Consider the following 22,548-nt stretch of genomic DNA (forward strand, 5'->3'; position numbering starts at 1 on the left):
AAATGAACAGTCATTTACTCAGAGGCGTGGAGGGAACCGTGATGGGACGTCCCCGGGGAGTCGACGACCTGACCATCCTGCGTGCGGCGGCGGACGTGATCGGTCAGGTCGGGCCCGCAGGGCTCACGCTCGCCGCCGTGGCCCGCGAGGTGGGAGTGGTCCCGGGCACCCTCGTACAGCGGTTCGGCTCCAAACGGGGGCTCATGCTGGCCCTCGCGCAGGAGTCCGCCAAGCACGCCGAATCCATGTACGAGGGCGCGCGCGACGAGCACGCCACCGCCCTCATGGCCGTGACGGACCTGGCCGTGACCACCATGGCCGTGATGACCACGCCGGAGGTCTACGCGAACCATCTGGCCTTCCTGTGCCTCGACCTGGCGGATCCGGAGCTGCACGAGCACGCCCTCACCATCCACCGGGCCCAGCGACGGGTGTACGAGTCCCTGCTCGCCGAGGCGGTGGACAACGGAGAGCTGTCGGCCGGCACGAACGTCGCGGCACTGGCCGCCACGATCCAGACGGTCGTGGCGGGCGCGGGGTTGACCTGGGCCCTGGACCGCGAGGGCACGCTGCCGCACCGGCTCGAGCGCGAGATCATCACCGCCCTCGCCCCCCACGTCCCCCCGCACGGCGGCTCCGACACGGAGGGGTCATGACCGGCAACGGCCGGAAGCTGGCCGGCAAGGTGGCGCTCGTCGCCGGAGGCACCCGCGGCGGCGGCCGGGGCATCGCCGTCGAACTCGGGGCCGCCGGGGCGACGGTGTACGTCACCGGCCGCAGCAGCTCGGTCGGCCGCTCCGAGATGGGCCGCCCCGAGACCATCGAGGAGACGGCGCGCGCGGTCACCGCCGCGGGAGGTGTGGGCATCCCCGTGCGCACCGACCACAGCAGCGCCGAGGAGGTCCGCGCGCTGGTCGAGCGGATCGACTCCGAACAGGACGGACGCCTGGACGTCCTGGTCAACTGCGTCTGGGGCGGGGACCGGCTGACCGACTGGAGCAGTCCGCTGTGGGAACAGGACCTGGAGAAAGGCCTGCGGCTGCTGCGCCAGGCCGTCGAGACCCACGTGATCACCAGCCGGTACGCGGTGGGGCTGATGGCCGCCCGCCGCAGCGGCCTGGTCGTGGAGGTCACCGACGGCAACACCGCCCGGTACCGGGGGTCCTTCTTCTACGACGTCGCCAAGTCCACGGTCATCCGGCTGGCCTTCGCCCAGGCCGCCGACCTGAAGGACCACGGCGTCGCCGCCGTCGCGATCACCCCCGGCTTCCTGCGCTCGGAGGCGATGCTGGAGCATTTCGGCGTCACCGAGGCCAACTGGCGGGACGCCGTGGCCAAGGACCCGGACTTCGCCCATTCCGAGACCCCCGCCTACCTGGGCCGGGCCGTGGCGGCGCTGGCGGCGGACCCTGACGTCATGGCGAAGACGGGCCGGGCCCTGTCCACCTGGGGCCTGTACGAGGAGTACGGGTTCACCGACGCCGACGGTACCCAGCCGGACTTCGGCGCCCACTGGGCACGGGTCCTGGAACCGCGGCTCGGGCCGCTCGGCGCCCCCCTGTAGGTCCCGGGGGCAGGACGCGGCAGGACCTCAGAAGGGCCGGGCCGGGCCGGACAGGTGCCTGGCGATCCGGATGTCCCCGGTGATCCGGCTGATCAGGTCCCGGGGGTCGGGAAGGAAGTAGAAGTGGCCACCCTCGAACAGGTGCATGCCGATGAAGTGTTCGGTCCGGCCCGCCCAGGCGGCCAGGTGCTCGTGCGGGACGCTCGGGTCCGAGATCCCGCCGAAGACCGACACGGCCGTCCGCGGCGCCGCCGACAGGTCGGGCCGCCAGGTCTCCACCAGCCTCAGGTCCGCCCGGATCACCGGCTCGAACATCTGCCACATCCCGGGATGGTCGAGTACCTCGGCGGGAGTGCCGCCCAGGGCGGCCAGTTCCCGACGCAGGTCCTCGTCCGCCAGCAGGTGGCGCGGGACGCGGCGGCGACTGCCGTGCCCCGGTGCGCCGCGACCCGACATGCCCAGCCACACCGGCGGGGTGCGCCCCGCCCCGCTCAGCCGCAGTGCCAGCTCGTACGCGATCAGGCCGCCCATGCTGTGGCCGAACAGGGCGTAAGGGACGTCGAGTTCGGAGTCGATGGCCGCCAGGAAGTGGTCCGCGAGGGCTGCGGCGTCGACGTACGGGGGCTGCCCCATCAGCCGCCCGTGGCCCGGCGCGTCCAGAAGCCGCACGTCCCAGCCCGCCGGGAAGAGGCCGGGCCATTCCCGGTACAGGAAATGGGAGCCGCCCGCGTGGTGGAACACGAACAGGCGCACACCGACGTCGGTGTCGGACGGCGACCGGACGGACGCAGGACTGGCGTTGACGGGCACGGATCTCCCTCCCTCGGCCGGAACTTCCCGTAAGGGACGACGCTATGCCCGCGCGCGCCCCTTGTTCGATTCTCCCGAGCGGTTCTCCACCCCCGCGCGGAAAAACGCTTGAGGTCAACTGGAGACGTCTGCTGGGCGGGGATCGTCCTGGCTACCGTGCTGAGGCGACCGTGTCTATTCGGAATAGCACCGTGCCAATGACACAGGGAGGGTTTGCTTCTGTGCTCGACACACTTGAGACCAAAGTGGAATTGATCCGGTGGCCGGTGGACGCAGCCCGGCGCGAGGCGTGCCGGGACCAGGGGGTCATGCGGCTGCTGGTGCTTGAGGCGGGGGTCGAGGCTCCGGTGTGCACCGACATCCTGGAGGACTGGGTGCGTACGCCGGTCAGCAGGAGCGACCTGCGCGCACGGATCGACTCGTTGCGCGTCAAGGGGAGCGCCGACCACGTGCCGACCGTGGACCCGAACGGCGTGCTGCGCTTCCGGAGGATGTCCGCGGTGCTGTCCCCGACCGAGACGGACCTCGTGAACCGCCTCGCAGAATCGTTTTCCAAGGTCGTCCCGCGGGAAATCCTGCTGGAAGCGCTCTCCCGCACTTCGCAGCCCAGCCGCAATGCCCTGGACCTTCACATCATGCGCATACGGCGACGGGTGAACCCGCTCGGCCTCGGCCTGCGCACGGTGTGGGGGCGCGGCTACGTCCTGGAGCCGGCCGACGCGGCCTCGTAGCGGTCGTCTGTCAGCACCCCGAAAGATTCGAGTGCGGATGGATCACGCCGCATTCACAATCGCTGCCGACGTGAATGCGGATCTGACGCCTTCACTTCCCGTGCCCGCGCCGAATCCACCAGGGGGAGAACCATGTTTGAGCGCCGTGCCGTACTGCGGATGAGTGCAGGAGCGGCGGCCGCCGCCGTCGGCGGCTCCATGGTCGCGGGTGTGGCGTCCGCGGCGGCGGCGGACGTCAGCCCAGGGCGCCGCGCGGGCATCGACTGGAGCAAGCTGAGCAGCCGGCTGTCCGGCGACCTCGTCCTGCCCGCCGACGCGCGCTACGAGCAGGCCAGCCGACTGGCCATCGGACAGTTCGACGCCATCCGCCCGCAGGCCGTTGCCTACTGCCAGAGCGAGGAGGACGTGCGCACGGCGCTCGCCTTCGCCCAGGACAACAGCCTGCGTCTGGTGCCGCGCAGTGGCGGCCACAGCTTCGGCGGCTACTCCACCACGACCGGACTGGTCCTCGACGTCTCCCGCCTCAACTCCGTCCGCCTGACCGCGGACACGGTGGTCATGGGCCCCGGCATCCAGCAGGTCGACGCCCTGACCCAGCTGGCGCCGCGCGGCGTCTCGGTCGTCAGCGGACTGTGCCCGGGCGTCTGCCCGGGCGGGTTCATCCAGGGCGGTGGACTGGGCTGGCAGACCCGCAAGTTCGGCATGGCGCTCGACCGGCTCGTCTCGGCCAGGGTCGTGCTCGCCGACGGCCGCCGCGTCACCGCCTCCGCCACCGAGAACTGCGACCTGTTCTGGGCGGTGCGCGGTGGCGGTGGCGGCAACTTCGGCGTGGTCACCAGCTTCGAGGTCAAGCCCACGCACGTGCCGTCCATCGTGAACTTCAACCTCACCTGGCCCTGGGAAGCCGCCCAGAAGGTCATCGCGGCATGGCAGCGCTGGGTCATCGGCGGCTCCCGCGACCTCGGCGCCGGACTCGGCGTGCAGTGGCTGGACGCCGGTACCGGCCGTCCCGAACTGCTGGTCTACGGCGGATGGCTGGGCCGCCCCGACGCGTTCACCGCCGTGCTCGACGCCTTCGTGCGCGACGCCGGCAGCGCTCCCACCACCCGTTCGGTCGAGGAGCAGCCGTACCAGAAGGCGATGATGTCCTACTACGGCTGCGCGGAGCTGACGCCGGAGCAGTGCCACACGGTCGGCTACTCGCCCGAGGCGGCGGTGCCCCGCACGAACTTCGCGATCGACCGCAGCCGGCTCTTCTCCGCGGCCATCCCGGACTCCGGCATCGACAAGGCGCTGGAGGCCTTCGTCGCCAACCCGCGGGCGGGCCAGTTCCGCTTCCTCAGCTTCTTCGCCCTCGGCGGCGCCGCCAAGGAGCCCGGCCGGACCGACACCGCCTTCGTGCACCGCGACACCGAGTTCTACGCCGGCTACTCGCTGGGCCTCAACGACGCGAAGTACACGCCGGAGGACGAGGCGGCCGGGCGGGCCTGGGCGGAGGCCGGGTTCAAGGCCATCGACCCGTACTCGAACCGCGAGAGCTACCAGAACTTCATCGACCCCTCCCTGACCGACTGGAAGACGGCCTACTACGGCGAGAACTACGCGCGGCTGCTCACGGTCAAGCGCAAGTACGACCGGCACCAGGTCTTCTCCTTCGCGCAGGGAATCGCCTGATTCCCAGCAATTCCAACCGAGAGGTGAAACACATGGTCGCCGAGCAGGGCGCGACGAGCGCCAAGGCGGGGAAGACCCTCCTCACACTGCTGTGTCTGGCCCAGTTCATGCTGATCCTGGACGTCGCGGTGGTGGCGGTCGCCGTCCCCTCGATGCAGTCGCAGCTGAACATCTCCGCGGCCAACATCCAATGGGTCAGTACCGCGTACGGCCTCGCCTTCGGCGGGTTCCTGGTCGCGTCCGGCCGCGCGGCCGACCTGTTCGGCCCCAAGCGGATCCTGCTCATCGGTCTTTCCCTGTTCACCCTCGCCTCGGGGCTGTGCGGCATCGCACCCAACGAGCTGACGCTGTTCGTGGCCCGCGCGGTGCAGGGCTTCGGCGCCGCGCTGGTCTCGCCGGCGGCCCTGTCGCTGGTGACCACCAGCTTCGGGGAGGGGGAGGAGCGCAACAAGGCGCTCGGGCTGTGGGGAGCGGTCTCCTCGGGCGGTGCCATCGCCGGCCAGCTGCTCGGCGGCGTGCTCGCCGACCTCGCGGGCTGGCGGTCCATCTTCCTCATCAACGTGCCGCTCGGCCTGATCGTGATCGTGGCCGTGGCCCGGCTGGTCCGCAAGGACCAGTCGCGCACGACGGGGCGCATCGACATGGCGGGTGCCGGCCTCCTCACGGCCGCAGTGGTGCTGATCGTCACGGCCGTGTCGCAGGCCGCCGAGCGCGGTGTGGGGCTGCCCGTACTGATCAGCGGTGTGCTCGGCGCGGTCCTGCTGGTGTTCTTCGTGGTGCACGAGGGACGCGTCGAAAACCCCGTCCTGCGCCTGTCGATGTTCCGCAACCCCAACGTGCGCTACGGCAACATGATCTGCATGCTGACGGCGGGCGGCGCCACCGTATCGGTGTTCCTCGGCACGCTCTACATGCAGCAGGTCATCGGCATGAGCCCCATGATGGCGGGCCTGGGCTTCGCTCCCGTCACCGTGCTGATCCTGGGCGTCTCGATGCGCATGGGCCCGCTGGTGCAGAAGTTCGGCGTGCGGACCCTGCTGCTGGCCTCGGCCGTGCTGTTCGCCGTGGGCTCGCTGCTGCTGAGCTTCGTCACGGTCGACGGCTCGTACTGGGCACAGGTCTTCCCCGGCCTCGCGATCGGCGGTATCGGCGCGGCCCTGAGCTTCGCCCCGTCGATGATCCTGTGCACCACGGGCGTCCCCGACGAGGAGCAGGGGCTGGCCTCGGGTCTGCTCGGCACCTCGCAGCAGATCGGTGCGGCGCTCTTCCTGGCCATCCTGAGCGGGGTGACGGCGGCGGTGTCCGCGTCCTTCGGCGGCGAGACCCCCGAGGCGCTGACCGAGGGCTTCCAGGCCGGGTTCCTGTGGTCGCTGGGCATCCCGGTGCTGATCGTGCTGTGCCTCCTCGCACTGCCCAGGAAGCAGGACGAACCGCAGCAGGAGTCCGCGGCGGAGCAGCGCGAAACGGTCTGACCCTCACGGGGCGCCCCTCGCGGCCCCGCACGGGAACGCCCGGCCGGTGGACACCACCGGCCGGGCGTTCTCGCGTCGCTCAGCCGCGCCGGTCGTCCACCAGACGGCGCAGGTGGCCGGCCGTCGCGCTGTCGGTCGCCCGGACCTGCGCCGGAGTGCCTTCGGCGACGACGCGCCCGCCGTGCTCACCGGCTCCCGGACCCATGTCGACCAGCCAGTCGGCGCTGTCCGCCAGGTGCAGGTCGTGCTCGGCGACCAGCAGGGTGTGGCCCGCCGCCAGCAGGGCGTCGAAGGCACCCACCATCCGCTGGACGTCGGCCGGGTGCAGCCCGGTCAGCGGCTCGTCCAGCAGCACCACGCCGCCGCGGCCGCCCACGGCGCCCCGGCGTATCGCCTCGGCCAGCTTCAGGCGCTGGGCCTCGCCACCCGACAGGTCGGTGGCGCTCTGGCCCAGCTGGAGGTAGCCGAGACCGACCTGCTGGAGGGCCCGCAGCATGGCGTTCAGCGCGCGCGGTTCGCCGAAGAACTCCGCCGCCTCGTCGACGGTCAGGTCGAGCACCTGGTCGACGGCCAGTCCCCGGTAGGTGACCGACAGGACCTCGGGCGTGAACCTGCGTCCGTCGCACACGTCGCAGGTCGCCCACACGTCGGGCAGGAAGTGCATGTTCACCAGCTTCTTGCCGTAGCCGGTGCACGCCTCGCAGCGTCCCGCAGCCGCGTTGAAGGAGAAGGCCGAGGCGCCCAGGCCCAGCGCGCGGGCCCGGTCAGTGGCGGCGTACAGCTTGCGGATGGCGTCGAAGGCCTTGGTGTAGGTGGCCGGGTTGGAGCGCGGGGTGCGGCCGATCGGACTCTGGTCGACGCAGTCCACCCAGGCCACGGCCTCGATCCCGGTGACCGCGCCGACACCGGGATGGGCGGAGCCGGCGAGGGCGGCGGTGAGGGCGGGGGCCACCGCATGGCCCAGCAGGCTGCTCTTGCCGCTTCCGCTGACGCCCGTGAAGCAGGTCAGGGTGTTCAGCGGGATGCGCAGCTCGTCCACCCGTACGGTGTGCGCCCGAATGTCCTTGAACTCCAGCCACTTCCCGGCGGCGGCGCCGGCCCGGGCGCGGGTGATCCGCGGGCGGCTGCGGTCCAGGTAGCGGCCGGTCACCGAGTCGGGGTGGGCAGCGAGCTCGTGCGGGGGACCGGAGAACATCACCCGGCCGCCGCCGCGGCCGGCGCCGGGGCCGAGGTCGATGACCCAGTCCGCCTGGGCCACGATGTCCGGGTCGTGCTCCACGAGCAGCACGGTGTTGCCGGAGTCCCGCAGGTGCTCCAGGATGTCGCGCAGCTTCTGCTTGTCGGCGGGGTGCAGCCCGGAACCCAGCTCGTCCAGCACGAAGACGATGCCGGTCAGCGAGGTGCTCAACTGGGCGGCCGTACGGGCCCGCTGGAGCTCCCCGCCGGAGAGCGTCGGGGCGGTGCGGCCGAGTTCGAGGTGGGCCAGGCCCAGCCGGTCGAGCAGTCGCAGCCGGTTCGTCACCTCGGGCAGCAGCGCCTCCCCGATCTCGCGCTGGACGCCGCCGAGGACTCCGGAGAGCTCGGCGGCCCACTCCTGCGCCTCGTGGACCCGCAGGGCCGACAGCTCCTGGTACGTGACGCCCGCCAGGGACACCGTACGGGCGGCCTCCCCGTAGCCGCTGCCCCCGCACTGCGGGCAGGGGACCTGGCGCATGTACGGCAGGTAGCGCTGCTTGGCGTTCTCGGTGCCGGCGGCGGCGAACAGCCGCTCGACCTCGGCCAGCGCCCCCCGCAGCGGCTGGTTGAGCTGGTAGACGACCTCGGCGTCGGTGTTCTTGTTGGGGACCTGGACGCTGACGCTCACGGGCTCCTCACCCGTTCCGTGGAGCAGGGCGTGGCGGAAGGACTCGGGCAGCTCCCGCCACGGCCGGGAGAGGTCGGCGCCGTGGCGTTCGGCCAGGAAGGGCACCGCGACCTGCTCCGGCGAGCGCAGTTTGTCGAACCACGGCGATCCGCCCTCCAGCAGCGGCAGACCGGGGTGGGTGATGATCAGGTCGGGGTCGGCGTGGGGCGTGGCGCCGGCGCCGTGGCAGGCCGGGCAGCCGCCTTCCGGGCTGTAGCGGCTGAAGTGGCCGCTGGACAGCTCCGGTCCGCCGCCGGCGACCGCGGGCAGCCTGGAGTAGAGCAGTCCGAGGTAGGAGTCGATGCCGGTCATCGTGGCGACGGTGGACCGCGAGTGGCGGTTGAGACGGCGCTGGTCCACGGCGAGGGTGGCGCCGAGGCCGTCGATGCGGTCCACCTGGGGACGGTCCTTGGGGGTGATGTACTGGCGGACGAAGGGGGAGAGGCCCTCCAGGTAGCGCAATTGGGCTTCCGCGTGGACCGTGTCGATCGCCAGCGAGGTCTTTCCGCTGCCGCTGACCCCCGTGAAGGCGACGATGCCGCCCCGTGGAATGTCCACGGTGACGTCCTTCAGGTTGTGGGTCCGGGCGCGGACCACCCTGATCCATTCCGTGCTGCTGTGGGGGAAGGGGCTGTCCGGCATCCTGTTTCCGCTCGTTCGGGGCGTACGGGAACAGGCCCCCGGGTGACCGGGGGCCTGCTGAAAATCAGATCACACCGCTGCGGGGGCCACGGCCGGCACAGCCGGCCGCTCCCGCCCCGCGCCCGGGGCCTGCGGCTCGCCGCACCAGTGGCGCAGCGCGGCCCGCAGGGCCGGGGTGTCTCCGGCGTGGCCCGCCCATGCGACGTAGCCGTCCGGGCGGACCAGCACCGCCTCCGGCAGGGCCTTCGGGTTCCTGCGGCCGACGCTCACCGAGCGGACGGCCGTGACGCGGTCCGCCCAGCCCTCCTCGGCCACATCGGCGCAGAAGCCGCCGTGGGACTGGTCGAGCAGGACGAAGGAACCCGCGCGGAAGTGGGTGTACAGACGGCCCTCCACCCCGTCGCGCGAGCGCAGCGCGGTGTCGGGCATGCGCCGGCCGACCAGCCGGTGCACGGCCCCGTCCGGGGCGCCGGGCAGCGGCCGGTAGCGCAGCGTGAGCCCGGACAGCTCCTCCAGGACGGAGTTCTGTACGGGCGCCATACCCATCAGGCGGGTGGTGAGCCCGCGCAGCAGGCGGGCCCCCGCGGAGGCGGAGACCTCGAACTTGTAGACCAGGTCGGTGCGGCGCAAGGTGGCGGCCGCGATGGGACGGCGCTCGCGCTGGTAGGTGTCGAGCAGGTGGGCAGGCGCCCGCCCCGACAGGTGGGCGGCGAGCTTCCACCCGAGGTTCATGGCGTCCTGGATCCCGGTCTGCAGGCCCTGCCCGCCGGACGGTATGTGGGTGTGCGCCGCGTCGCCCGCGAGCAGGACCCGGCCGAGCCTGTAGCGGTCGCTGAGCCGCTGGTCGCTGCGGAAGCGGGACATCCACAGCGGGTCGTGGAGCCCGAAGTCGGTGCCCAGGACGGCCTGGCAGCTCTCCCGCAGTTCGTCCACGGTCACGGGCTCGTCCACGGGTGCCCCCATCCGCGCGTGGTCGAGCGCGATGAGCCGGAAGGTGCCGTCGCCGAACGGGAAGAGGACGACCATGCCGCGCTTGCCGGTACGGGCGTACACCTGGGGGTCCGGCGGCGTGGCCAGCCGGACGTCGGCCACGATCAGGGAGCTGTCGTAGGAGGAGCCCCGGAAGGAGATGCCGGAGAGCCGGCGCACGGTGCTGTGCACCCCGTCGCAGCCCACGACGAAGTCGGCGTGCTCGGTGCGCGCGCCCTGCGGCCCCTCCACCTCGACCTCGACGCCCTGCTCGTGCTGCCGCAGCCCGGTCACCTCCACTCCGCGCTCGATGACGGCGCCCGAGTCCAGGGCCCAGGAGGTCAGCTGCTCCTCGGTGCGGCTCTGCGGGATGACGAGCATGTACGGGAAGGGGCTGTCGACGTCGCGGTAGTCCAGCCAGCGCTTCCCGTCTCCGAGCGCGGCGTGCGCCCAGGGCAGGCCCTGTGCCACGAACGACTCGGCACGCCCGCGCATGTCGAGGAGTTCGAGGGTGCGGGGCAGCAGGCCGAAGGCCCGCGAGTGGGGCGAGGGGCTGGTCCGCTTGTCGAGCACACGGCAGGCGATCCCGGCCGCGGCGAGTTCGGCGGCGAGGGCGAGACCGGTCGGCCCCGCGCCGACGATCAGCACGGACGGGGAACTGGCCATGTGATTCTCCTTGGTCCAACTCGGTCTGGCGCGGCGGGTCCGGGCGGCGGCGCCCGGATCAGCCGTTGCGGGTCGCGTGGGTGACGACGAAGGTTCCGGGGACGGTCTCCAGACGCTCGGGAGTGAGCGCGGCGTTCTCGACCAGGGCGCGCATCCCGTCGACGTCGTACAGCCGGGGCAGGCGCCCCATCACCTTGAGCAGCAGCCCGAGCAGCACTCCGGGCGGAGCGTGCTCGGCGATCATGACGGAGCCGCCCGGGGACAGGACCCGGCGCACCTCCCGCAGCCCCGCCGCGGCGTCCGACCAGTGGCCGAAGGCGGTGGTGCTCACCACGAGGTCGACGCTCGCGTCGGGCAGCGGCAGGCGCTCGGCACGGCCGACCGCCAGCTCGGCCCCGGGCAGCCGCCTCCGGGCGATCTCCACCATGCGGTCGGCGGGGTCGATGCCGTACAAGCGCGCCGCGGGCCAGCGGGAACCCGCTTCTTCGAGGAGCTTTCCGGTGCCGCAGCCGATGTCGAGCACGGTCCGCGGCCGCAGACCCGCTTCGGCCGCCCAGCCGAGCACGGCGTCGTGGGCGGTCTCGCAGTCCTTGCCGAACTTGGCGTCGTAGCGCGGCGCGATCCGGTTGAAGGTCTCCACGTGCCCGGGATCTGCCATGAGTCCGCTCCAGCTCTCGGTGCCGATGGTGTTCCCACGCTAGGGAGCCCGCGTCCCGCCCGGGCGGACGCGGACAGGTCGTGGAAAGGAACCCCGGGCGCGGTGGCCGCGCCGGCCCGGGGTCCCGCCGGTCCGCCCGTACGCGGGGGTGTCAGGGCAGTTCGGCCCAGGCGCGGGCGCGCTCCTCGTTGTCCCTGCGGGCGTCGGCGGCGATCCGCTCGAGGGCGGCCCAGTCGATGTCCCGGGGGGCGGCCAGGCCACGGCTCTCCAGGAACCGGTCCGTGTCCCGTTCGATCTTCTCCACGACGCCCGCCCAGCCCTCGGGCCCGAGGCCGGGCCCCGGCAGCACCCGCTCGGGTCTGAAGGACCAGCGGTCGCCGCGGGAGGCGAGGTCCCCGGACACGGCGAGGGCCTGGAGGGAGCCGAAGTCCTCGTCGTGGCTGTGCCACAGCAGCCAGGCGGGCCCCTCCGCGACCGGGGTGCCCTGCGGCAGGTCGATCAACATGAGGCCCGTGTCCCGGTCCTGCCGGGGGCGGCAGCGCAGGCTGAAGGGGAAGCCGCCGGTGTCCCGGAAGGAGAGCACCGGGCTGCTGAACAGGTGCAGGTAGGTGTCGATCTCGTGCCAGACGCTCACGCCACACGCTCCAGCTCCGTGGCGCCCATCGCGTCCTTGCGGAAGGCCCAGACCTTCTCCGGGGTCACGGTGATGCGCAGGCGCCAGTAGAAACTCGGATGGAACTGCTTGCGGATCTCGGGGTCGAGCGTCTCGACCGCGCCGGCGGGACGCTTGCGGAACAGCTCGGCCCAGAAGTCCTCCAGGCCCTCCACGGTCAGGATCTCCTCGGGGGCGGTGGCCCGCCCCTGGACCAGCACGGCCGGGGCGCTGCCGGGCAGGGCGCTGCCGGTGAAGTCGGACATGAGGAGGCAGACCCGGTCGTCGCGGTTGATGTGCTCCGCCTTGCGGGCCACCGAGATGCTGGAGCTGAGGACGAACTCGTTCTCCTCCGGCTTCCACAGGAAGGCCATGGGCCAGGTCACCGGTCGGCCGGTCTTGGCCAGGGTGGAGAATTCGCAGGCACGTACACGGCGCAGCACACGGTTCACTTCGCCGGAAAGGGTGGCTGGCATACTTCCTCGTAATCGTCGGGTGATACCGGTCGTGGTGATACCTGTCGCGATGAGGTCGGGGACATGGCTACCAGTCGGTTCCCGGCCGGTCAATGGCGGGAATTGGAGCCTCAGTCGACCCTTTCGGGGCCAGTGGAAAACCGCTGAAAGATCCCTGAAAGAAAGGCGGACCGTCGGGGGGCCCGGTGCTAGAGAAAGGGCATGACATCAACGCCCGCACCGAGCTATCCCTTCCCCGCGAAATACCTTGACGAGGCCGCCGAGCTGAGCAGGCTGCGCCAGGACGAGCCCATCTCCAGGGTGACCATGCCGTACGGCGGCGAGGCCTGGCTCGTGACCCGGATGGCGGACGTCAAGGAGGTCCTCGCCGACCCGAGGTTCAGCCGTCAGCTGCAGACCGAGGCGGGCCGCCCGCGCTTCTTCCCCGAGCCCGTGGTCGAGGGCATAGGCATCATGGACCCCCCGGAGCAGACGCGGCTGCGCAAGCTGGTCGCCAAGGCCTTCACAGCCCGCCGGGTCCAGGAGTTCGAGCCGCGCGTGCAGGCGATCGTCGACGAGCTGCTCGACGCGATGGAGGCCAAGGGCGCCCCCGCCGACGTCTACGCCGACTTCTCCTGGCAGCTGCCGGGCATCTCGATCTGCGAGTTCATGGGCGTCCCGTACGAGGACCGGGACCGCTTCGTGCCGTTCTTCGACTCGGTCGTCTCGACCACGTCGAAGACCCCGGACGAGATCCGCCAGGCCATCGGCGACCTGCACTCCTACTTCGGCGAGCTCATCGAGAAGCGCCGGGCCGCGCCCACGGACGACCTCTTCACCGCCCTGATCCGGGCGCGCGACGAGGACGACCGGCTCTCGGAGAAGGAGCTCATCGAGATGAGCTTCGGCCTGCTCGTCGCCGGCATGGAGACCACCGCCTCCCAGCTCGCCAACTTCCTCTACCTGCTGCTGCGCAATCCTGATCAGCTGGAGCTGCTGCGCGCCAAGCCCGAACTGGTGCCGAACGCGGTCGAGGAGCTGCTGCGCTTCGTGCCGCTGCTCGCCGTGGACCAGCCCTCGGTCGCGCGCGAGGACGTCACGCTGGGCGGTGTGCTGATCCGGGCCGGCGAGACGGTGGTGCCGTCGATGAACTCCGCGAACCGCGACGAGGACGTCTTCGAGGACCCGCAGCGCATCGATGTCACCCGGGAGCACAACCCGCACCTGGCCTTCAGCCACGGCGCGCACCACTGCGTGGGCGCCCAGCTGGCGCGGCTCGAAATGGTCACGGCGCTGCGCTCCCTGCTGCTGCGCTTCCCCGGCCTGCGCCAGGCCGTCCCGGACGAGGAGCTCCGGTGGAAGGCCGGGGTCGTACTGCGCGGCGTCGAGGCGCTGCCGGTGGCGTGGTAGCCGTGGGCCCGGGGAGCGAGTGGAGCGTGCGGGTCGACAGCGGAGCCTGCCTGATGTCGGGGCTGTGCATGTCGCTGGCGCCGGACGTCTTCGGAGAGGACGGCCACCGCGCCGTGGCGCTGACCGACCGGTCCGCGCCCGACGGGCGGCTGCTGGAGGCCGCGGAGTTCTGCCCGGCCGAAGCGATCGAGATCAGCGACCTGGCCACGGGGGAGCGGGTCGAGGGCACGGCCTGAGGCGCGCGGGGCGGCGGCACACCCGCGCGGACGGACGGAGGGCGGCGGACGGGACGTCCGCCGCCCTCCGGCGCGTTCCGGCTCAGTTGATCGACTGGGGGAAGCGGAAGAACCCCTTGGGGTCGTAGGCGCGCTTGACCTCCACGAGCCGCTCGTAGTTGACGCCGTAGTAGGCCTGCCGCCAGTCCGTGAGGTCGGGGTCGATGTAGTTCTGGTACGCCTGGCCGGAGGACCAGGGGTGCACCCGCGCGTAGCTGCGGTCGATCCAGTCCTGGCACCCGCGCCTGCGGTCCGCGGGCAGCACCTCGCCCTCCGGCACGTCGACGCCCACCGACCACCCGGCGTAGAACAGGGCGCTGCGGTGGACGTACGCGGTGGCGGTCGCGGGGACGCGGTTGTGGGCGCCGCCCAGGCCCTGGAGGTCGAAGCTGCGGGCCTCCCCCTCGTTGCGGGCGGCCGCGAAGGACTCCAGGACGGCGTCGATGCCCGCGGCGTCGAGCGGCCTGTCGAAGAAGTTGCCGCGGGCCAGCGCGAATCCGTAGCGGGCCAGCTGGGCCTGCGGGTTGTGCCCGACGCGGTGGCACGCGGCCGGCTCCAGGTTGTCGCAGCCGAACCAGTGGCGCATGCCGAAGCGGTAGGAGTCGGTGCGCCGCTCGCTGGTCGCGGGGTCGGTTCCCACGGCCGCGGTCAGGCGGTCCAGCAGCGGGCCGAGGGCGGCCGGCGCGCCGAGCCACACGCCGGAGACCGTCACGCCGGGCTCGGCGCCCGCGTCGGCGCCGTACGTCGAGATGTTCAGCAGCGGCGTCAGCGGGTCCGGGGCGTCGGCGGTCCAGCGCTGCCAGGCGGCCAGCACCGCACGGACCGAGGCCCACTTCCAGGTGAGGGTGAAGCTCGTCATGTCGGGCGCGGGCACCGGTTCGAAGTCGTACTCGGTGACGATGCCGAAGTTGCCGCCGCCGCCGCCGCGCAGGGCCCAGAACAGGTCCTCGTGGCGGTGGGCGTTGCTCTCCACCACCCGCCCGTCGGCGAGGACCACCTGGGCCCGGCGCATCCGGTCGCTCGCGACCCCGTACATCCGGGTGAGGAAGCCCAGGCCGCCGCCGAGGGCGAGACCGCCGATGGCGACCGTGGGGCACCAGCCGGTGGGCACGGCGACCCCTTCCACGGCGAGCGCCTCCTCCAGGTCGACCAGCTGGCAGCCGGGACCGATCCGGGCGACCGAACCGGCCAGCCGCACGCTGTTCATGGGGGAGACGTCGATGACCATCCCGGTCGTGGTGGAGTACCCGGCGAAGGAGTGGCCGCCGCTGCGCGCGACGGCCGGTATGCGGTGGCGCGCGGCGAACCGCACGGCCTCGGAGACGTCCTCGACGGTGGTGCAGCGCACCACGGCCTGCGGCCTGACCGAGTCGAACTGGCGCAGGGCCAGGGTCCGGACGCTGTCGTACCGGGGATCACCCGGCAGTACCACGGTGCCGTCGAGGCTCCGCTGGAGGGCGTCCCAGGGCGGGTTTCCCGCCGACGCGGTGGCGGCGGGCAGGAGCAGGCCGCCCGCTGCGGAGGCCGCTGCTGTCCCGAGGAAAGTGCGGCGTTTCATACAGGTCTCCCTTGTCCGGACGGGGGTCTCGCTCGGTTCTGACGGCCCAGAGTGTGGTGACTGTGTTCGCGCCGTACGGCGGAGATGGCAGAACTCCGACAGTTTTCGGCCATCCCGGTGCCCGTCAGCCGCCCGTCAGGGGTGCTCCGGCAGGTCGATGATGTCGTTGACCGAACCGGTGACGCGGTGGGCGCGCGGCGCCGGCCCACCCGGCTCGGTGACGACGGCCCGCACCTGCCCGTCGGGGACGGTGGAGATCCGCACGACCGGGTTGACCTCGGTCCCCGCGGGCAGCACGACCGGGGCGCGCTGCATGATGCGGGTGAGCACCAGCTTGCTCTCCAGCAGGGCGAGGTTGCGCCCGATGCAGTTGTGCTGGCCCAGACCGAAGGGGAAGTACTCGTGCTGCGCCGGCTGGGCGCTCTCCCAGCGCTCCGGGCGGAAGCGCAGCGGCTCGGGGAAGGTCCTGGCGTCGCGGTGCGTGACGAAGGAGCTGAAGATCGCCATGGCTCCCTCGGGGATCGGGTGGCCGTCGATCTCGGCGCCCTCCTCCGCGTAGCGCACGCCGAATCCGGCCGGCGGCATCAGGCGCACGCTCTCCTTGACGACCTGGTCCAGCACGGGCATCCGGACGAGCACGTCCGGCCCCGGAGCCGCGTCACCGGCGACCTCCGCCACCTCGGCGCGCAGCTTCTCCCACCACTCCCGGTGCTGGTCGAGCAGGAAGAGGGTCCAGAACAGGGAGGACGCGACGCTGTCGTGGCACAGCGCGGTGTACGCCTCGCCCAGCAGCTCCTCGTCCGTCAGCGCCTCCGAGGCAGGGTCCCCGTCGGGCGCGGTCAGCCTGCTGAGCAGGTCGGGGGCGGCCGCTCCGGAGCGCCGCGCGGCGATCAGCGCGCGCAGGATGTCCTCGATCTCGCCCGCGATCCGGGTCATGCGGCGGAACGGCGTACCGGGCAGCGGTGCCTGGAGCACCGCGGTGAGCGGGTGCCCGGCCGCGGCGGCGAGCTCGACCATCTTGTCGTTGAGGTGGCGTGCGGCCCCCTCGTCCTCCAGGCCGGCCATGGTGGCCAAGGAGATGCGCGTGACCAGGCGGGCGAGCTCTTCGTGCAGGTCCACGGCGCGGCCCGGCGTCCACCGCTCCAGCATGTCGTCGGCGAAGCGCACGATCGTGTCGGTGTAGACGGCGACGTGGCGCGGTGAGAAGGCCTGCTGCATGGCCTGGCGGTGCTTGCGGTGGATCGTGCCGTTGAGCCGCAGCAGCCCGCTGGTCAGCAGCATCATCGGCGAGCCGGGCGGCAGGCGCAGGTGCCGGAAGGAGTCCGAGACGAAGGCCTTGCCGGTCAGCACCTGGCGGGCCTGGTCGGGCCCGAACGCGAAGACCGTACGGGGGCTGCGGCCGGGCATCGCGCACACGGCGCCGTACCTGCTCTCCAGTTCCCGCAGGAAGGGCAGCGGACGGCGGAGCAGATTCAGTCCCGCCGAGAGCCTGCGCAGACCGAGAGGGTCGGCCGGGCCGGTCAGTCGGTCCGCCGGATTCTGCGCAACAGGGCTTCCAGGCACGGTGATTCTCCTCCGGAACGGAATGGTGACGAGTCTTCCTTGTACCGGAGGGAAGTCCGCCCTCGGCTCGGACGGAAAGAACTCCGCAAGATGTTCCTCGCTGCCTTCTTTCCGGAATCCCTCATGGTTTCGAAAGACATTGCCCAGGGCGTCCGAGCCGCCTCTAGCTTCGGTGACGCGGGCTTCGGGAGCGGATCGCCCCTCCCCGCTGCACGCACCAAAGGGTGCATGTCATCGGCAGACAGGTGGGGACACAATGCAGGCGAGGACGGGCCAGGAGACTGCTCTCGGTGTCATGCGGGCGGTCTGCGAGGCCGACCCGGGCGCGACCGCGGCCGTCTTCCCCGCCCAGCCGGCGATCGGGCTCGCCCGGGAAGTCCGCTTCACCCGCGAGGAGCTGGACCGTGAGGCCCGGGCGCTCGCCGTCAAGCTGCGCGAGGTGGCCACGGGCCCCGTCCTGCTGCTGATGCAGCCGGGGCCGGACTACCTCAAGGCGTTCCTGGCCACCGTCTACGCCGGACTGCCCGCCGCACCGGTCTACCCGCCCAACCCCGCCGACGTGCGCCGCGACTTCGTCCGGCTCGGCGCGATCCTCGCCAAGCTGCCGGACGCCACCTTGCTGACCGAGCCGGGGCTGCTGGAGCCGCTGCGGGAGCTGTTCGCGGATCGCCTGCCCGACGTGCGCCCCGAACGGCTGGTGGACACCGGCGTCTCGGCAGGCGCCGAGGACGACTGGCGGGCACCCGCCGTCCGGCCCGAGGAGCCGCTGTTCATCCAGTTCACCTCCGGCTCGACCGGCACCCCGCGGGGCGTGCTCGTCTCCCACCGCAACCTGTTGGCCAACGTCGCCGCCATCACGGGGCGGTTCGGCCTCGACACCTCGAGCACCGGCGCGCTGTGGCTGCCGCCGTACCACGACATGGGGCTCGTCGGCGGAGTGCTCACCCCGCTCGTCACCGGCTTCCCCATCCACCTGCTCTCGCCGCTGTCCTTCGTCTCCGACCCGATGGGCTGGCTCCGGCTGGTCTCCGAGACCGGCGCCACCCACACCGGCGCGCCCAACTTCGGGTACGCCCTGGCCACCCGCCGCGCCCGCGACGAGGACGTGGCCGCCCTCGACCTCAGCGGACTGCGGGTGGCCTTCTCCGGCGCCGAGCCGGTGGACGCGGCGACCCTGCGGGCGTTCGCCGAGCGCTTCGCACCCGCGGGCCTGTGCCCGGACGTCTTCCTGCCCTGCTACGGCCTCGCCGAGTCCACGCTGATCGTCAGCGGCGGCCGGCCCGGCGCGGGGCTGCGTACACACCGCCTGGATCCCGAAGCCCTCGCCCTGGGCAGGGCCGAACCGGCCCGACCGGACGCCCCCGCCACCGAACTCGTGTCGAGCGGGCCGGCGGTGGTCGGCACCGAGGTGCAGATCGCCGACCCCGCCACCGGCCTGCCCGTCGGACCCGGTGAGATCGGCGAGGTCCTCGTCGCCTCCGACAGCGTGGCCGAGGGGTACTTCGAGGACCCCGAGGAGACGGCACGCACCTTCGGCGTGTCCGTGCCCGGCTCGCCGCGCAGCTGGATGCGCACCGGCGACCTCGGCTTCCTCACCGCGGACGGCGAACTCGTGCCGGTGGCCCGGATCAAGGACGTCATCGTCGTCCGCGGCCGCAACCTGCACCCGCAGGACATCGAGCGGACCGTGCAGAACACCGACCCCGGCATCCGCAAGGGCTGCGTCGCGGCCGCCGGGGTACCCGGGCCGGACGGCGGCGAGGAGATCCTGGTCGTGGCGGAGCTGCGGCCCGAGGCCGCGGACGACGCCGGGCAGGCCCGCAGGATCGCCCGGGAAGTCCGCGACGCCGTCACCCGGGAGCACTCGGCTCCCGTGGCCGGCGTCCACCTGATCCGCCCCTCGACCCTGCCCAAGACCTCCAGCGGCAAGGTGCAGCGCTCCGCCGCGCGCGCCGCCCACCTGGACGGCTCCCTGACCACCGTCCTGTGCGACACGGCGGCCCCCCGGACGGCGGGGGCAGCGGACGCGGGAGCCCACTCCCGGCTCCCCGCAGCCGCCTCCGACGACCTGCTCGTGAACCTCGCGGCGACCCTCATCGCGCACTTCGGCGCAGAGAACGGCACCACCGCCACCCTGGACTCGCTCGGCGCGGCCCGGCTCGCCGGAGAGGCGGCGCAGGTCTTCAAGGTCGCCCTGCCCATCTCCGGCATCCTGGCCGGCGTCGACGCCGAAGCGCTCGCCGCGCTCATCCGCTCCGCCGAGCCCCTGCCCGGCCCCGGTGCCGGGTCCGGCGCGCCCGCCGAGTACCCCGCGACCGCCCGCCAGGAGACCCTCTGCCTGCTCCAGGAACTCGACCCGGCCGCGCCCGGCCTCGTCCTCGGCATCGCCTTCACCCTGCCCGAGGCCGCCGACCCGCAGGACGTCGCCCGCGGCCTGGCCGCGCTGGTGGCGCGCCACCCGGCGCTGCGCACCCGCCTGGTGCGCACCGGCGAGCACTGGACGCGCGTCGTCGACCCGGCGGACGCGGCCGCCGGTACACCCTGGGGCAGGTACTGCACCCTCACCCGGCTGGGCGCGGTCGACGAGCGGGAGCTCGAAGACGCCCTCGCCGAGCGCTGTCGGCGGGTGCCCGACCTCGCCGAAGGCCCGCTGTTCCAGGCCGAGGTGGTCCTCGCGGACGGCCGGGGCGCCCACCTGGTGATCACGGTCCACCATGCCGTCGCCGACCTGTGGTCCATCGGCGTCCTGGCGGCCGAGCTCGCCCACCTGCTGGCCGCCGGCGACCCGGCGGCCGGGGCGCTGACGCTGCCGCCGGCCCCTGCGGTCTCCCACGACGTCCCCGACGAGCGGCGCCTGGACCGGGCCTGGAACTTCTGGCAGGGCCTGCTCGCCGACGGGGTCGGCCCCCTCCAGCTGCCATCCGCCGACGGCCCGGCGCAGGACGTCCCGGCCGGTCGCGCCCGACCGGCCGTCCACGCCCCGCTCACCCTGGACACCCGGCTCACCGCCGCCCTGACCGCCCTCGCCAAGGAGTGCGGCGTCACCCTCTACGCGGTGCTGCTCGCCGTGCAGTCGCTCACCCTGTCCCGGCTCACGGGCACGGACCGCGTGGCGGTCGCCGTACCGCTGCACGGCCGCGGGTCCGCCACCCACCGGGCCGTCGACTACCTCGTCTCCACGGTCCCCCTGCCGATGGAGACCGCTGCCGGCACCGTCCGCGACCTGGTCGCCCGGGCGGCCGACGCCCTGCGGGGCGCGCTCGCACACCGCACCGTCGGCTACCCCGAGCTGGTCGCCCTGTCCGCCGCCCGAGGCGGCCCGGACGTGCCCGCCCCGGACGCCGCGCTGCTGCTCCAGCAGGACACCCCCGGCGCACCGCGCGGGGTCGGAGCCGGCCTGCTCGGAGGCGGAGTGCGGCTCGCGGACGTGGAACTGGGCGTGGCCGTCGTACCGCCCAGCATCGGCCCCTTCGGACTGACCACCCTGCTCACCGAGACCGACGGCACGCTCACCGGCCGTGTCGAGGTCGACCCGAGCCGCTACGCCGGCTGGCTGGCCGCGCAGTTCGCCGACGCCTTCCTCGCCGTCGCCGACTCCGTGGCCCGCGGTGCGGAGCTCCCGCTCGCCGAGGCCTCCGCCGTGAGCGCCGGGCAGGCCGAGCGGTTGCGCCGGTGGTCGCTGTCCGCCGTGCCCGAGGACGGCGAGGGCACCCTGCACGAGCTCGTACTGGACGCCGCCGCCCGCCACCCGCGCCGTACCGCCGTGGTCGCCGGGGACGGCAGCCTCAGCTACGGCGAGCTCGCCCACCGCTCGGCCGCCGTGGCGGCCGCGCTCGCCGAGGCGGGCGCCGGCCCCGGATGCACCGTCGGCGTGCTGATGCCCCGCGGCCGCGACCTGCCGGCAGTCCTGCTCGGGGTGCTGCGCTCCGGCGCCGCCTACCTGCCGCTGGACGCGGCCACCCCACCGGCCCGGCTCGCCGCGGCGGTCCAGGACGCGGGCTGCGGCCACGTCCTGGTCGGGGACGGCCCGGTCGACCGCGGCCAGTTCTTCCCCGTCCGCACCATGGACGTGGGCGCGATCCTCGCCGACGGCGCCCCGGACCCGGTCGTACCGCAGCCGTCGATCACCTCCGACGACCCGGCCTACCTGCTCTTCACCTCCGGATCCACCGGCCGCCCCAAGGGCGTCGTGATCCCGCACCGCGGCCCGGTCAATCTGGTGCGCTGGGCGGGCCTGGAGTTCGGCACCGACGCCCTCGCCCGCACCCTCGCCGTCACCCCCACCACGTTCGACCTCTCCGTCTTCGAACTCTTCACCCCCCTGGCGCACGGCTGCGAGGTGCGGCTCCTCGACAGCGTCCTGGACCTGCTGGAGGGACCCGCCCACGCCGAGGGCGCCACGCTGCTCAACACCGTCCCCTCGGCGGTGGCGAGCCTGCTGGAACAGGACGCGCTGCCCGCCGGCCTCAGCGTGGTCAACGTGGCGGGCGAACCGCTCACCGCCGAGCTGGTCCGGGCCGTGCACCGGAGCGTCCCCGGCGTCCGCATGGTCAACCTCTACGGCCCCAGCGAGACCACCACCTACTCCACGTACGCCGAACTGGGCCCGGACACCACCGGATCCGTCCCCATCGGCCGGCCGGTCGGCGGCACCTCCCTCAGCGTCGTCGACGCCGGGATGCGACCGCTGCCGCAGGGCGGTACGGGCGAACTCCTCATCGGCGGCGCGGGCGTCGCCCTCGGGTACGCCGGGCGCCCGGACATGACCGCGGCCCGGTTCCTGCCCGACCCGGAGCACCCCGGACGCAGGCTCTACCGCACCGGTGACCTCGTGCGCTGGCGGTCCGACGGGCAGCTGGAGTTCATCGGCCGAGCCGATCACCAGGTCAAGGTCCGCGGGTTCCGCATCGAACTGGGTGACGTGGAGCGCGCGCTCACCAGCGCCGCAGCGGTCCGGGAAGCCGTCGTACTCGCCCTGGGCCAGGGCACCGAACGCCGCCTGGCCGCCTACCTCGTGCCCGAACAGAAGCTGGAGGGCGATCCGGCCGGCTGGCTGCGCGGAGTGCGCCGGCGCCTCGGCCACGAACTGCCCGGCTACATGGTGCCCGGCGAGTTCGCGGTGCTCGACGAGCTGCCGCGCAACCGCCACGGCAAGCTCGACCGCGGCCGGCTCGCCTCCCTCCCCACCGTCCCGCTCGTCACGGGCGGCCGGATCGCTCCCCGCGACGACACCGAACGCCGTGTCGCGGCGTGCTGGGCGCAGGTCCTGCCGGTCTCCGAGATCGGGGTGACCGACGAGTTCCTCGACGTCGGCGGGCACTCCCTGATGCTCACCACGATCGCCCACCTGATCGGCCGGGAGTTCTCGGTCCAGGTCCCGCTGACCGCCCTGCGCACCTACACGACGGTGGCCGAGCAGGCCAGGTACCTGGACGAGCTGACCACCGCCACGCCCCCGGGCGCCACCGGACCGCGGTCGGTGCGCCGGCTCGACCGCACCAGGTACAGCGCGGCAGGCAACGGCCGGACCGCCTGATGAGCCGTCC

At 72.9% G+C, this 22,548-nt stretch carries 16 protein-coding genes; 8 read left to right on the plus strand and 8 right to left on the minus strand.

What is annotated here, in order from left to right; all coding sequences use genetic code 11:
- The first annotated feature begins 41 nt into the window (after positions 1-41).
- Together AB0D45_RS12190 and AB0D45_RS12195 are read left to right on the plus strand one after the other, a co-directional pair.
- Complete coding sequence (locus AB0D45_RS12190; protein WP_361599383.1) at positions 42-656, plus strand: TetR/AcrR family transcriptional regulator; 615 nt, start codon at positions 42-44, stop codon at positions 654-656.
- Positions 653-1,564, plus strand: coding sequence for an SDR family oxidoreductase (locus tag AB0D45_RS12195; RefSeq protein ID WP_362457560.1), 912 nt, complete (start codon positions 653-655; stop codon positions 1,562-1,564). The genes AB0D45_RS12190 and AB0D45_RS12195 overlap by 4 nt, the downstream gene beginning before the upstream one ends.
- 27 nt (positions 1,565-1,591) lie before the next feature.
- Here AB0D45_RS12195 and AB0D45_RS12200 read toward each other — a convergent pair whose 3' ends face one another.
- A complete protein-coding gene (locus AB0D45_RS12200) occupies positions 1,592-2,374 on the minus strand; it encodes an alpha/beta fold hydrolase (protein ID WP_362457563.1) in 783 nt (260 codons plus the stop codon).
- A gap of 221 nt (positions 2,375-2,595) precedes the next feature.
- Between AB0D45_RS12200 and AB0D45_RS12205 the strand changes: the two genes are divergently transcribed.
- From AB0D45_RS12205 to AB0D45_RS12215, 3 genes are all read left to right on the plus strand, one after another.
- The gene (locus tag AB0D45_RS12205) at positions 2,596-3,105 is read left to right on the plus strand and encodes a winged helix-turn-helix domain-containing protein (RefSeq protein ID WP_361601473.1); all 510 of its coding nucleotides are present in this window, start codon (positions 2,596-2,598) and stop codon (positions 3,103-3,105) included.
- A 132-nt stretch (positions 3,106-3,237) separates the two neighbouring features.
- The gene (locus tag AB0D45_RS12210; protein ID WP_361601476.1) at positions 3,238-4,779 is read left to right on the plus strand and encodes an FAD-binding oxidoreductase; all 1,542 of its coding nucleotides are present in this window, start codon (positions 3,238-3,240) and stop codon (positions 4,777-4,779) included.
- A 32-nt stretch (positions 4,780-4,811) separates the two neighbouring features.
- On the plus strand, positions 4,812-6,251 hold the full coding sequence (locus tag AB0D45_RS12215; RefSeq protein WP_361601479.1) for an MFS transporter: 1,440 nt from the start codon (positions 4,812-4,814) through the stop codon (positions 6,249-6,251).
- Between the two features lie 79 nt (positions 6,252-6,330).
- Here AB0D45_RS12215 and AB0D45_RS12220 read toward each other — a convergent pair whose 3' ends face one another.
- From AB0D45_RS12220 to AB0D45_RS12240, 5 genes are all read right to left on the minus strand, one after another.
- Positions 6,331-8,796: an excinuclease ABC subunit UvrA gene (locus tag AB0D45_RS12220; protein WP_362457567.1), complete on the minus strand. Its 2,466-nt coding sequence runs from the start codon at positions 8,794-8,796 to the stop codon at positions 6,331-6,333.
- 69 nt (positions 8,797-8,865) lie between these two features.
- Complete coding sequence (locus tag AB0D45_RS12225) at positions 8,866-10,431, minus strand: FAD-dependent monooxygenase (RefSeq protein ID WP_362457570.1); 1,566 nt, start codon at positions 10,429-10,431, stop codon at positions 8,866-8,868.
- Between the two features lie 58 nt (positions 10,432-10,489).
- Positions 10,490-11,089: a class I SAM-dependent methyltransferase gene (locus tag AB0D45_RS12230; protein ID WP_362457573.1), complete on the minus strand. Its 600-nt coding sequence runs from the start codon at positions 11,087-11,089 to the stop codon at positions 10,490-10,492.
- A gap of 151 nt (positions 11,090-11,240) precedes the next feature.
- Positions 11,241-11,723, minus strand: coding sequence for a hypothetical protein (locus AB0D45_RS12235; RefSeq protein WP_362457579.1), 483 nt, complete (start codon positions 11,721-11,723; stop codon positions 11,241-11,243).
- Entirely contained in the window at positions 11,720-12,217 is a 498-nt protein-coding gene (locus AB0D45_RS12240; RefSeq protein ID WP_361601494.1) for a pyridoxamine 5'-phosphate oxidase family protein, read from the minus strand. Before AB0D45_RS12240 ends, AB0D45_RS12235 begins: the two co-directional genes overlap by 4 nt.
- A 201-nt stretch (positions 12,218-12,418) precedes the next feature.
- Between AB0D45_RS12240 and AB0D45_RS12245 the strand changes: the two genes are divergently transcribed.
- Both AB0D45_RS12245 and AB0D45_RS12250 read left to right on the plus strand, forming a co-directional pair.
- Complete coding sequence (locus tag AB0D45_RS12245) at positions 12,419-13,606, plus strand: cytochrome P450 (RefSeq protein ID WP_361601497.1); 1,188 nt, start codon at positions 12,419-12,421, stop codon at positions 13,604-13,606.
- 26 nt (positions 13,607-13,632) lie between these two features.
- Complete coding sequence (locus AB0D45_RS12250) at positions 13,633-13,842, plus strand: ferredoxin (protein WP_362457582.1); 210 nt, start codon at positions 13,633-13,635, stop codon at positions 13,840-13,842.
- Positions 13,843-13,924: 82 nt separating this feature from the next.
- Here AB0D45_RS12250 and AB0D45_RS12255 read toward each other — a convergent pair whose 3' ends face one another.
- Together AB0D45_RS12255 and AB0D45_RS12260 are read right to left on the minus strand one after the other, a co-directional pair.
- Positions 13,925-15,439: an FAD-binding oxidoreductase gene (locus tag AB0D45_RS12255; RefSeq protein WP_362457585.1), complete on the minus strand. Its 1,515-nt coding sequence runs from the start codon at positions 15,437-15,439 to the stop codon at positions 13,925-13,927.
- A 135-nt stretch (positions 15,440-15,574) separates the two neighbouring features.
- Positions 15,575-17,002, minus strand: coding sequence for a cytochrome P450 (locus AB0D45_RS12260; protein ID WP_362457588.1), 1,428 nt, complete (start codon positions 17,000-17,002; stop codon positions 15,575-15,577).
- A gap of 256 nt (positions 17,003-17,258) precedes the next feature.
- Here AB0D45_RS12260 and AB0D45_RS12265 point away from each other — a divergent pair, with 256 nt between their 5' ends.
- Positions 17,259-22,538: an amino acid adenylation domain-containing protein gene (locus AB0D45_RS12265; protein ID WP_362457591.1), complete on the plus strand. Its 5,280-nt coding sequence runs from the start codon at positions 17,259-17,261 to the stop codon at positions 22,536-22,538.
- The last annotated feature ends 10 nt before the right edge of the window (positions 22,539-22,548 follow it).

The sequence above is a fragment of the Streptomyces sp. NPDC048352 genome (assembly GCF_040651895.1).
GTDB lineage: Bacteria > Actinomycetota > Actinomycetes > Streptomycetales > Streptomycetaceae > Streptomyces.